Origin of the sequence: Natronorubrum sulfidifaciens JCM 14089 (genome assembly GCF_000337735.1) — an archaeon.
In the GTDB taxonomy this organism is placed as follows: domain Archaea; phylum Halobacteriota; class Halobacteria; order Halobacteriales; family Natrialbaceae; genus Natronorubrum; species Natronorubrum sulfidifaciens.
The window spans coordinates 1-11,002 of the sequence record NZ_AOHX01000055.1 but is presented as its reverse complement, the minus strand read 5'-3'; the positions used below and the strand labels follow the sequence as shown (position 1 = coordinate 11,002).

The window sequence follows — 11,002 nt, the reverse complement described above, 5'->3', positions numbered from 1 at the left end:
GTACACACTCTCCACCGGATTCTCACATTCCTAGTAACTGACTATTCTAGCTCGACGTCTCTGGATACCCCGATCTGCTAAACTAGAACGGATGAGTACCAGACCTATCGCGACTACGTCGATAGCCACGAGTTCGACCTCTGGAAAGAGGAGGGCTACCAGGAGTTCCTCAAACGAACGTCCTACGATCCAAAGGGACGGCGGGCACTCATCGCCAAGCAGCGCGCCGAACGCATTGCCCGAACAGCAGAGAAAAAACTCGAGACACTCGATAACCTGCTCAAACGTCACCACGACGACCGCGCGATTATTTTCACTGCGAACAATGACTTCGCCTACGAAATCTCTCAGGAGTTCATAATCCCCTGCATTACCCATCAAACGAAGACGGACGAGCGCACCGAGATTCTCGAGCGGTTTCGGACTGGCGAGTACTCGATGCTGGCAACGTCACAGGTACTTGACGAGGGGATTGACGTTCCCGCTGCGAACGTGGGGATCATCCTATCAGGAAGCGCATCGAAACGGCAGTATGCCCAGCGGCTTGGTCGCATCCTCCGGCCGACAGATGACCGCCAGCCGGCCCGACTCTATGAGATTATCACGGCAGACACGATGGAAACGTACGTGTCCCAACAGCGCCGACAGGGGGTGACGACGAATGCTGACGGCTGACCTGGCTCGTTCTCGTACCACCGGCGATTCGATCAAGCCGCTGTTTATCGATCCAACGGATGAGAACTATCGAGAGACGGCACGCGAACTCATTGCGCTGTTCGATGCCCATCTCGGTGAGCGAAAAGGCGATCTCGAAGACGCGATCGACGAACTCACTGTAGCGGATACCGACTACAAGATCGTCCAGGGACTGGCGAAACTGCTTCTGGACGAGTGTGAGTTCGAAGTCATGTCTTCAGTCGAACCTAGTGAGATTCGTCAGCGCCTGTTCGAGAAAGCTAACGAGCGGTATCCGGTTGTTCGCCAGCCTACGCTCGGTGACGACACACAGAAGATAGAGGTGTATAGTGCAGTCGCTGATGAGTTGGGTATCTCACTCGAAGCATGCTACCGCGGGATGTACGCTGATCTCGAGGAGAACAAACGACTTGTCCAAATTGGCACGCGAACTGCTGACCAGTACACCGGTGCTGGCGAGCAATCGACCACAACGACGACACTGACTGGCAGTAGTGATGGCGAGTACGAACACACTGACCTGACGGTCGACTGGCTGGTCACTCGCTACAATCTTGCGCTTGCTCAGGCAGTCCTCTACGACGCGACTGAGATGCGGATCCGCGTCTGGGATCATTTCGGGACGGTATTCAGCTACGTCAAACTCTTCGGACTGATGCATCGGATCTATCCGATCGATTCTGATGGCAAGCGTGTCGAACGAACCGACCGTGCCGATGGCTACGAGGCCATACTTGACGGGCCAGCATCGTTGTTCTCCCAATCGCAAAAATACGGCATTCGGCTGGCGAACTTTCTGCCAGCATTGCCCCTCTGTGATCGCTGGGAGATGACTGCCACAGTACTTGTCGACGAGACATCGGGTGAGACACGGCAACTCAGACTGGACGACACTGACGGACTCGATTCACACTACAGTACTGGCAGACAGTTCGATAGCGATCTCGAGCAGACACTCGCCCAGAAATGGGAGCGAGCGACCACGGATTGGGAGCTACTACGCGAAGACGACGTGTTTGACCTCGGTGATGAGATAATGATCCCCGATTTCGCGATCGAGCATCCGGATGGCCGGCGAGCGATTCTCGAGATCATCGGATTCTGGACACCCGAGTATCTCGAGTCGAAGCTGAAGAAAATACGCCAGGCAGATGCTGAGAATCTCCTTGTCGCAGTCTCCGAACAGTTAGACTGCTCGAATGATGACTTCGGTGACACGAGCGAGCGGGTGCTCTGGTTCAAGACCGGAATTCATGTCTACGACCTGGTTGAACTGGCAGAAGAGTATTCGATTTGAGAACGGAACTCTCAGTGTGTTCTCTTGATAGACGGACGAGTTCACGTGTCTGAAGTGGGGTGCGAGATTCACGCGGATTCCTTTCCTTCCCTCTAATCAAAGACACCGGACACACTGGGGTGGGGGAGTATGTGTTACTCTCAGCGTGCGTCTTTGACTGGGAATCGGGAAGAGATTGATAATGAGGACATCGGATATATCACCTGTCGCGTGATCCGCTGCGCGCGACATTGTCCGATCACTCCCACCCCTCAGTCTGTCCGGTGCTGATCTTTGTCTTCGATCCACCGGACGTACCGCTTTTCGGTACTTGAGACACACCGTGTGCAGAGTGAACTCTGTGTGCGTGGGGCATCAACTATCTATGAAGGGGGAGTTTCATCCTTGTTTTCTCAGGAAATACGGTGTGTCTTTCGTCCCCCTACGTTCCGTGTCATCGGTCGAGTCCTCTACTATCTGAACCTGCACTGTCTGGTCCAGCAACTGCCTTCGCACGCTCGAGTTCACGAATCTCTTGCTGAGCCTGCCGTTCGAGCAATTCGGCTCGCCGACACCGTTCACCAGCGACGTCGTCGACACTGTCCTCGTCACCGATCGTGAAACGCTTGCCACGGTGATCGATCTGCTTGAGCATCAGTACCGATTCTCGACTTCATCCACTGCAGCATCTCGAGCGTCTGCTTGGAGATGCTCGTAGCGGACCTCACAGCTGTCAGAACAGAACCGACCAGAATATCCTGCACGATCGCGAGCAGGCTCCGAACACGTCGGCATTCGGCACTCGTCGCGGTCGCGGTCAGTCATCTGGCGATCCCTCGCTTCAGGAGCTGAGTTGTTTCAGTGGCTGTCGACGCGATTGCTGTCTCTCTTTGTCTCATGGGTTACTGCGGTGGGCTCCCTTCGAGCCCCCGCACCCCTTTCGGGGGATACAAACCGTCTGGAGTCGGTTGTTCAATAGTCAGTGGCTGAGTATTTCATTCGGCACAAGGACAAGCCCCATGCGGATCTTGAGGTCGATATGGCGAACATGTTTGTAGCCGTCATCTGGTTAACTCACTTACCTACCCCCCAGATTTCACGAGTGTTTGAGAGGGTCTGGATTCATCGAAAATAAATCGGGGCTGTAACTGTGTGAACATCTAAAATCGAGACAGGACAACAGTCCCCCATCTTTTCCCATTTTCACTCGAGTTCGAATTTTCTTAATTATCTTCTGTATTTAAACTCAGTAGTTAGTAATTTCAGTTTGGAATAAATCATCTAGCCGGTCTACGTCCCGTAGAACTTCTGCCACCATATTTGGCCGGATGTCGCCGAACTCGTAGAGATAGTAGCTGCCGCCTTTCGGCCCTTCGTTGTGCTCCTCCACGTCGAGAAAACCTTTCAGCTTTAATTGACTGAGCCGATCACGGATAGTTCTATCAGTTTTCACGTCAGTATCAATCCTATTCGCTGCGATCTCGTAAACATCGTAGATATCACTGCTTTTAGCCGGCAAACTGTCTTGCTTCTCCAGCGTTAGCAAGGCATACAGTGTCAAGTGGCTTTGAGTCGGGACGGACTCAAGTTCGTTTCTGACCTGCGATTCTTTGACTTTCGGCTCTGCTTCACGGATATGTTCTTCCTTGACCTCCTTAAGATCTCGACTGCGTGCAATGTCTCCGGCTTTGAACAAGAGTTTCAATGCTTGACGGGCGCTCCCACTTTCTTGTCCTGCGAATGCGGCGGCCAGTGGGACTACGTCATCTTCCAGGACGCCGTCGACGAAGGCGTTTTCAGCTCGCTGGTACAGGATGTTTCGGAGCTGGTTGGCATCGTATGGGGGGAAGTGGATTTCTTCGTCGCACAGTGAGTCTTTGACTCGTGCGGAGAGGTTATCTCTGAAGGTGAATTTGTTGGAGATCCCGATTACTCCGACTTTGGTTTCTTCTACTGGGATGTTTCCGTTGTCGTTGCACCGTGGAAGCTCGTACAGGATATCGTCGTCGTTTCCAATGGCATCGACCTCGTCTAAGACGAACAGGACGTGTGTAGAGTCTATTTCCCGCAAATGTTTCCAAAGGAACTCGTAGATTGTGTCTGGTGGGTAGCCTGTTGTCGGGATTTTATTGTTGGTGTCTCTGAACTCGTTGACGAGTTTAACGGCGACTTGGTATGAACTGTTCAGGTTTTTACAGACAACATGAACTACGTGGATGTCAAGGTTGTCGTAGTTTTCTTGATCTTTGCGGAGACGGTCCATTACCATCTCGGTTGCGACTGTTTTGCCGACTCCGGTTTGGCCGTAGAGGAAGATGTTTCGAGGCCTTGCTCCTTTGATCACGGGTTTGAGGGCGGCTTGGTATTCCTCGAGTTCACGGTCTCGTGCTATCAGGTCTTCTGGTTTGTGGCTGTCTCTGAGTACATCTTCATCGAGAAAGATTGGGTCTTCTGCCGTGAAAGGTTCAAGGCCCATGAATAAGTTGATTGGTTGAAGGGAAATAAAACCCCTTGTTTCCTGAGTTTCCGGAGTGTTCCTGAGCTTCCTGAGAATAGGTTTTATTTAAAAGACACCTGTTTCTCACACACACCTCATTTCCTGAGAGTTGGCGGGAAATAGGATGGGGTTGGTTTCAGCTGGGATGCGAAGGCCTCTAGAACGGGAAAGATTTAATTGGGAGTCGTAGAAACAGTAACCGCAGTAGATAGAAGTTAGTGTATTCTTTCTGTTAGTTAAACATGCTTTGGCAGTTTTCGGGGGTGGACTGTTGTCCGAACTCTCAGGAAATGAGGTGTGTCTGTGACAGAGACGATGCTACCTCGGTTTTTCGTTGTCTTGCTCTCAGGAAATGAGGTGTGTCTGGAGCTTTTCGTGTCTCTCTGGTTCTTGTTACTGCTCTATCGTTATTTGAACTCTCAGGAAATGAGGTGTGGGGTGTTGTCTGAGGAGGGGTATGTAGTTCTCGTGTGGTGTGTTTTCTCAATAACTCAGGAAATGAGGTGTCCCCGTCTGTTTTATTGTCTTCCGAATGTTCGAGATCATCGTTCGAGTACCTCAACATCTGGATTTGTACCCATTGATCCAGCGACTGCTTTCGCACGCTCAAGTTCACAGATCTCTCGCTGTGCCTGTCGTTCGAGCATTTCTGCTCGCTGATAACGGTCACGAGCGTTGTCGTCGACACCGTCCTTGTCACTGATCGTGAAGTGCTTGCCACGGTGATCGATCTGTTCGAGCATCAGTACCGATCCTCTGCCATGTCCACTGCGGCATCTCGAGCGTCCGCTTGGAGGTGCTCGTAGCGGACCTCACAACTGTCCGAACAGAATTGACCAGAATATCCTACACGATCGCGAGCAGGCCCCGAACATGTCGGCATCCGACACTCGTCGCGATCAGTCATCTGGCGATCCCTCGATTCAGGAGCCGAGTTGTTTCAGTGCCTGTCGACGTGATTGTTGTCTCTCTTTGTCTCATGGGTTGCTGCGGTGGACTCCCTTCGAGCCCCCGCACCCCTTCCGGGGGATACAAACCGTCTCGAGTGACGAGGTCGGTCGACAGTCAGCGGCTGAACGTCCCGTCCGGCACAGGGACAAGTCCCGTTCGGATCTCGAGGTCGACACGCCGAAGGTGCTTGCAGCCGTTGTCTGGCTGGCGCTGCTCGAAATCTGGGCAGGTGCACGTTGTTGCCTCGATATCGACCTCGTAGGTAGCACCGCTCTCACTCTCTACCTCGTATATCGGGCCCATTGTCGCAAAGCGGACGTCCAACTCCTCGTTCAGTGCACGGCGAGTTCGTGGGTCGTCGATCGAGTATCCGCCTGCCTCGAGGGCAGTCGCCAGCTGGGGGGTGTCGCAGGGGGTAGAGAACTCGTCGCGGTGGTTGCGTTCTTGGCCGCACTTCCTGCAGCGCCAGTAGCGTGTCCGATACTCGTAGCCATCAGTGAGATTGAGTTCGTACGGTGTTGGCTCTGCGCCCGGCAGCCACTCGTCGATCGCGACGAGTTCGTGTCCGTTCAGTCGAGCAATGTCTCCTGGATAGCTGCGGTCGCGGTCGCTCGCGTACTCGTTTGTCGGTTGATCTCGATGCGAGTCGCTCTGGAGTGGTCGATTTGTACTCATTCGTGGCCTCGAGGCACACGAGTATGCGCCTCACCCTTTCAGGCGCAGAAAAACCGAATGCGATCCACTACTCGATTCCGTCGGCAGCCTCGAGCAATCGCTCTACTTCTTCTTGGCTGAGCCAGACCGTCATGTCGTCACAGTTCTCGTGCTGTTTGAGATTGATGGTGTCCGGAATGCCTGTATGTCGGACAAATATTGCCACCAATCTAGGTTTTTCGGTGATGCTTGAGGGGAAGTTCGGGCCGATTCTGTCCGACACTACCGGAGTTCTCGGACGCAAAATTCACGCGTGATTTGAACGCTACTCGGAATCGCCGTCTGCTTCCGATGTCTTTTCGGATGCGTCTGGACGTTCGCCACCGAGTACTTCTACGGTGTCGATATCTGGCCGCGGTCGGTCGTCACCATCAGTGTCGTCGAATGGGTCGTCGTTGTCCTCTCCGTTATCGCTCATCGTCCTCTCCGCCGTTATCGTCGTTGAATGTCTGTACAGTTTCGATTTCCGGTCGCGGACGACCTTCGCTACTTTTCGTTTCTGTACCCTGCTTTTTTTCTTCGTCACTCATCGCCCTGATCGTCCTCGTTGAAGTCGCCTTTGAATGCGACCTGAGTTTCGATAACTGGCCGTTCACGCTCTTCGACATCGTCGTCGCTAGTCTCTTCTGGCGGCATACTGGTTAGTTTGTTCTTCATTCAGAAGTAGTTTTGCCTAATCCGGAGATGAGGCATTCTGATGACTTAGAAGTGGATATGTGTGCTGATACCGATGATATTCATTCAGAATTGTCGGAGCGAAACCGAACCCACGTCACAATCCTGTTCCTCCATTTTTGTCCCCATTCTTGAAATCGGCCTCGTGGGTCAGTCATCTTTCTCCACCGGTTTGTAGTTCCATATAGCCCACTAAATTTCCCAAACACGAGTACAAAGCCGAGCATGAGGATGTTGATACACGGATGAATGGAGTCATATAAATCAATAATCCCAATCGCCATGTATGAAATTGCGACTACAGCAGCTAATAACGTGAATGTGAAAAGCAAAACATTTGATACGTTCTTTTTGAAGTTATACCGGATCATATTACCATATGCCTTCGATATCTCTTCCTCAACAAGATCATAGTCGTATTTTTGATTTAAAATACTATCTTCAATTGTATCTTTGTTAATTCCTACTCTTTCAGATGTCGAGGTGTAGGTGATAGCAGCCAGGATGATTGATAGAAACAGCAGAACAGATCCAGTCGCTGTGTACGGTGTGATGAGTGTACTAACAGATGCGAGATCATTACTCACAGCAATGGACAAGCCAGTCATCAAAATACTTGCAACCACTATATTAATCCGAAAAATCTGGATCGCCTTTTCATCGATATCAGAGATCGTCTGTGTTTGCTCGTTGATGGTCTCTCGAGCTTCCTCACGAGCTAATCGTGCGCGTTCAACCCGTTCCTCATACTCGTCTTCTGGTAGATCGACCATCGATTATATTAGCGAGCATGAATCCTCGTCTTATAAAATATCGCTAGTTGTCCACTGTATCGATCACATTACGGACTGATTCAAGGAGAGAGACGAGACGTGGGTAAAGCCAGTGTCTAACCTGGGCAGACAAACATCGTCCGACGTGACATGAAGTCAGTGAGCAGTTCGAGTTTGTAGTTACTGCTGCTCGAGATCGTCCGACACTACTCTACTTCTCAGACACGACATCCACAGAAAGTGCGTATGCTTAGTTAGTTCCGACTCACAAGGGCGAGTAACTGTATCGCGATGATTGCGGTTAAGCCAACGACAATAAATTCACCAACAGCATCAATATTTTCTGTCGCTACTTCTTGCTGACCAATCTGAAACGCATTGGTGACTATCAATCCAATGGTTAGTCCGGTTACTGCACTGGAGATCCCAAAAACTACCATGAGCTGTCTCATATGTCGCCTTTGCTAACCTCATTAATAAGTTCTAATTCGGATTCATAAGAATTGTACCCAAGCTCTCTGACTCTACCACGATCCTCAGATAGCCCCATCTCTGGGGTGCTTGTTATGAGTCGAGCATCACCGCGTATTCTGAAACAGCCCAGCGGTTAGCTCTGTTTCGCCAGCCCATTGCTCCGTAGTTAGAACCCTTCTTGACATCGTCATGACTTTCGATAGCTTGTACGGCACCATCGAACAAGTCCATCTGATCGACGAGGTCGCGTGGTCCAGTGAGAGTCTGCTTGACCCGTGATTCAGGAACCGATAGTTCATCAGCAACTACTTCCCGTCGTGTGAGTCGACCGTCATCAGCTGCTGCTTCAATGGTTTCAGCCGAATCATCAGTGGGACGAGGTTCGAGATCGTCGATTAGCCGGCTTTGTTCTTCTTTGAAACTCTCGGCAAAGCCGTCTGCTTCGGGTGTGAAGAACATCTCATCTGTCCGTTCATTCCAGATAAAGCTACGGCCGCCACTTGGTTCGAACTTTTCGACGACGTTAAGATCCTCGAGATTACCGAGTACACCAGTAGTCTGGTGCTCGAGGTAATGGTCATATTCGTCTTCTACTTGTGTTGTGCGTAGCCGAGTATCACTCGTCGAGACCACATCATCAGCCGACATGCGATGATAGAGCGTTTTCTGGTCTTCTAAGCTGGGCATGTGCCCATGTTGTTCTTTAATCAGCTCGTTGACAGAGTCGAATTCTTTCGACATTTGTTGTCTTGATTATTGATTTTCAGGAGTAGCTCACCGGCAGAGAAAACCTTAACTAGGCTGGGTCTGGATAATCCAGATGTACCGCAGCGAACTGAAGGTCCGGCTGCCGGGGTGACCCGGCACCTGTTGGCGCAGGGCCGGGTCATCGGTTCAGCTGTGACGTTCCTTAAGTCGTGGTCTGTATCTCTTAGACTCAGGTACAGTCCAATAGGATATAAATCCTTTGCCAGTGAGTTCTTCTTATCGTATTACGTTCAGATCCCTTTGAACGGCCCTTCAGATTCTGAGGAACTACAGTTTCTAACCTCTAGACACCCCTAATACACCGAATTAGATACCGGTGGATTTATAATCCCTATAGCCAGAGATTATACAAATTATGTATATTCGATATAGTATTTTTTCGAAATAAAGGGTCCGAGATAACGTCAAATCCTCGAATTCTTGTTTATCAGGCCTAATAAAACGGGTATTCGGAAACAGGACTTTATAATTTTACATCTATGCTATATTCTAGTATAAAACCATTCTAAAGGTTAAATTCAACTGTGGGGATTGCGCGGTCGAAGTAGAAACTCTTGTCCAATTTTACTCGAGTGTTTTCTCCCAACAGATTAGAATAGGATCCCAGAATCAATGCAGCAGAGAGGCCCGATATCTCTCAAATGTCCTCGAAGACGGGGTTCGCGGACACACCATGGGTCAATTTTCTCCCGCTAAGTGATATTCTGTAGACTCATAATACCGCTCTCCTAAAAACATCCAAGAATATCTATAAGTTGTATATATTGTTTCATCATCGTCTATTCTATAAGCAAAGTTGCTCTGTGAACCCTCTTCAACGGCAAAATGTATCTCCAACGGGTTGAAATGTTCTCGAAATTCTCGTCTTACAACATCAACGTCAACCCTGGCAATACCCCCATCAATAATTTCAGTATTAACTTCAGGTGACGGAGGTGTATTCACCCAATCTTCTGCTTTTACGTCCGTTATTTTCTCTTCGAATCCAACATGAAGAGATAGATTCTCAGCGGTTTCTTCTCCGCTATTAGCTATACGTAACATGTATCCATTCTCATAGACTTTCTGACTTTTAGCATATCCAAATGCTATCTGGGGTTTTCTTCCTAAGGGAGTGCCAGCAATCAGTTTGTTCACAAACCGTCTAAAAGGATCAAGGAAAGCTCCCAAGGCCCAACCGAAAATCACCGCTCCAATATGAGTTATAACATTACGCCGGTTAAGAAGCTCACTGTTATCGTCATTTTCAGCCATCAGCTCTAATTTATAGCTTACAGTGATAAATCGCTATAGAATCATCTTAGAATCAGTTCACCAAATGGGGGTCTCTGAACCCTTCTAATCTTGATGGAGTGTCATATTTTATACTTCTGCCTTCGGATAGTCGCCTGGATCAATCACTGACACTTCCCATGTCCCTGTATCGGTTCGTGTCACCCGCACTGGCTGATCTTTCACGTTCCCCTCGCCGTCGACCAATCCAAGCGCCCGAAGTTCGCTTTTCGGAAGCACAACACCGCCCGACGTACGATCAACTTGTACCTGATGGATCGGCATGGCTACGTTTTCAACTGGTCCTGAATCTGTTTAAACATTGGTCTCACTAGTACGAGACTATGATATTCCCGACCGCTATCACTTACTCGACCGACCCATCTGAGCATGGGGGCAGACAACCCGCCACCGACTGACGAGAAGATAGTTGACGACGTCTACCACGACCGGAATCTCCTCGCGATCGCGTTCGCGAGGGCGATGCGACTTACCTGGGGACCGGACACCGCGGGCTGGTACCGCCACGACGACTGGCCGGTCGTCTGGGTCGACATGCTGGCCGGACAGAAATCCTGGCACGTCACGCCCGACCTCGAGCGCTCACCACTCGAGAACAGTGAGCCGACCAACGGTTACGATGGCAACTCGCGGGCGATCAAGAACCGCCGGCTTACCCGTTATATCACCCGATCCTACTGATGACAGAACGGATCGAGTTTGGATCGAAAGCAGCGGCCGACACCTTCCGCGACGAGCACACGGACCACCTCAGCAGTGATGACGACCGCCGACTCAAGACCGTCGCGATCTCCTCGAGCGCTCCCAACCACGCCTTCGAGACGGCGACAGTCGAAGCGTCCGATAGCCAGGCCTGTCTCTTATACACATCTCTGAGCGGGCTGG

Annotated in this window: 12 protein-coding genes and 2 pseudogenes; 4 read left to right on the top strand and 10 right to left on the bottom strand. The window is 50.6% G+C overall.

Annotation, left to right across the window (positions count from 1 at the left end):
- Window positions 1-90: 90 nt before the first annotated feature.
- Window positions 91-675 (top strand): annotated as a pseudogene (locus tag C495_RS16585) (helicase-related protein); the annotation flags it as partial.
- Window positions 662-1,993, top strand: coding sequence for a DUF790 family protein (locus C495_RS16580; RefSeq protein ID WP_008165022.1), 1,332 nt, complete (start codon window positions 662-664; stop codon window positions 1,991-1,993). The pseudogene C495_RS16585 and the gene C495_RS16580, both read left to right, overlap by 14 nt.
- Window positions 1,994-2,426: 433 nt before the next feature.
- Here the strand turns inward: C495_RS16580 and C495_RS16575 are convergent, their stop codons facing one another.
- From C495_RS16575 to C495_RS17770, 10 genes are all read right to left on the bottom strand, one after another.
- Entirely contained in the window at window positions 2,427-2,627 is a 201-nt protein-coding gene (locus C495_RS16575) for a hypothetical protein (RefSeq protein WP_008165019.1), read from the bottom strand.
- Window positions 2,628-3,218: 591 nt separating this feature from the next.
- Entirely contained in the window at window positions 3,219-4,448 is a 1,230-nt protein-coding gene (locus C495_RS16570) for a Cdc6/Cdc18 family protein (RefSeq protein WP_008165015.1), read from the bottom strand.
- A 563-nt stretch (window positions 4,449-5,011) separates the two neighbouring features.
- Window positions 5,012-5,212 carry a hypothetical protein gene (locus C495_RS16565; protein WP_008165012.1) on the bottom strand — a complete coding sequence of 67 codons (201 nt, stop codon included), beginning with the start codon at window positions 5,210-5,212 and terminating at the stop codon, window positions 5,012-5,014.
- 322 nt (window positions 5,213-5,534) lie between these two features.
- A complete protein-coding gene (locus tag C495_RS16560; protein WP_008165010.1) occupies window positions 5,535-6,095 on the bottom strand; it encodes a hypothetical protein in 561 nt (186 codons plus the stop codon).
- Window positions 6,096-6,162: 67 nt separating this feature from the next.
- Window positions 6,163-6,357 carry a hypothetical protein gene (locus C495_RS18410; protein ID WP_241430622.1) on the bottom strand — a complete coding sequence of 65 codons (195 nt, stop codon included), beginning with the start codon at window positions 6,355-6,357 and terminating at the stop codon, window positions 6,163-6,165.
- A 42-nt stretch (window positions 6,358-6,399) separates the two neighbouring features.
- A complete protein-coding gene (locus tag C495_RS17900) occupies window positions 6,400-6,552 on the bottom strand; it encodes a hypothetical protein (protein WP_161605577.1) in 153 nt (50 codons plus the stop codon).
- Window positions 6,553-6,871: 319 nt separating this feature from the next.
- On the bottom strand, window positions 6,872-7,582 hold the full coding sequence (locus C495_RS16555) for a hypothetical protein (protein WP_008165008.1): 711 nt from the start codon (window positions 7,580-7,582) through the stop codon (window positions 6,872-6,874).
- A 254-nt stretch (window positions 7,583-7,836) separates the two neighbouring features.
- Window positions 7,837-8,034 (bottom strand): hypothetical protein, encoded by a 198-nt coding sequence (locus C495_RS16550; protein ID WP_008165007.1) that lies wholly within the window; start codon window positions 8,032-8,034, stop codon window positions 7,837-7,839.
- A 112-nt stretch (window positions 8,035-8,146) separates the two neighbouring features.
- On the bottom strand, window positions 8,147-8,797 hold the full coding sequence (locus C495_RS16545; RefSeq protein ID WP_008165005.1) for a hypothetical protein: 651 nt from the start codon (window positions 8,795-8,797) through the stop codon (window positions 8,147-8,149).
- A gap of 705 nt (window positions 8,798-9,502) precedes the next feature.
- The gene (locus C495_RS17770; protein WP_152418931.1) at window positions 9,503-10,078 is read right to left on the bottom strand and encodes a hypothetical protein; all 576 of its coding nucleotides are present in this window, start codon (window positions 10,076-10,078) and stop codon (window positions 9,503-9,505) included.
- A 408-nt stretch (window positions 10,079-10,486) separates the two neighbouring features.
- On the opposite strand from C495_RS17770, the gene C495_RS16540 reads away from it, so the two are divergent.
- Window positions 10,487-10,798, top strand: coding sequence for a hypothetical protein (locus C495_RS16540; RefSeq protein WP_008165003.1), 312 nt, complete (start codon window positions 10,487-10,489; stop codon window positions 10,796-10,798).
- A pseudogene (locus C495_RS16535) lies at window positions 10,798-11,002 on the top strand (hypothetical protein); the annotation flags it as partial. The gene C495_RS16540 and the pseudogene C495_RS16535, both read left to right, overlap by 1 nt.

Coding starts and splice junctions, on each gene's coding strand:
- C495_RS16540 (WP_008165003.1), top strand. CDS start 10,487: ATGGGGGCAGACAACCCGCCACCGACTGACGAGAAGATAGTTGACGAC.
- C495_RS16580 (WP_008165022.1), top strand. CDS start 662: ATGCTGACGGCTGACCTGGCTCGTTCTCGTACCACCGGCGATTCGATC.
- C495_RS16550 (WP_008165007.1), bottom strand. CDS start 8,034: ATGAGACAGCTCATGGTAGTTTTTGGGATCTCCAGTGCAGTAACCGGA.
- C495_RS17900 (WP_161605577.1), bottom strand. CDS start 6,552: ATGAGCGATAACGGAGAGGACAACGACGACCCATTCGACGACACTGAT.
- C495_RS16560 (WP_008165010.1), bottom strand. CDS start 6,095: ATGAGTACAAATCGACCACTCCAGAGCGACTCGCATCGAGATCAACCG.
- C495_RS16570 (WP_008165015.1), bottom strand. CDS start 4,448: ATGGGCCTTGAACCTTTCACGGCAGAAGACCCAATCTTTCTCGATGAA.
- C495_RS16545 (WP_008165005.1), bottom strand. CDS start 8,797: ATGTCGAAAGAATTCGACTCTGTCAACGAGCTGATTAAAGAACAACAT.
- C495_RS16555 (WP_008165008.1), bottom strand. CDS start 7,582: ATGGTCGATCTACCAGAAGACGAGTATGAGGAACGGGTTGAACGCGCA.
- C495_RS16565 (WP_008165012.1), bottom strand. CDS start 5,212: ATGCTCGAACAGATCGATCACCGTGGCAAGCACTTCACGATCAGTGAC.
- C495_RS16575 (WP_008165019.1), bottom strand. CDS start 2,627: ATGCTCAAGCAGATCGATCACCGTGGCAAGCGTTTCACGATCGGTGAC.
- C495_RS17770 (WP_152418931.1), bottom strand. CDS start 10,078: ATGGCTGAAAATGACGATAACAGTGAGCTTCTTAACCGGCGTAATGTT.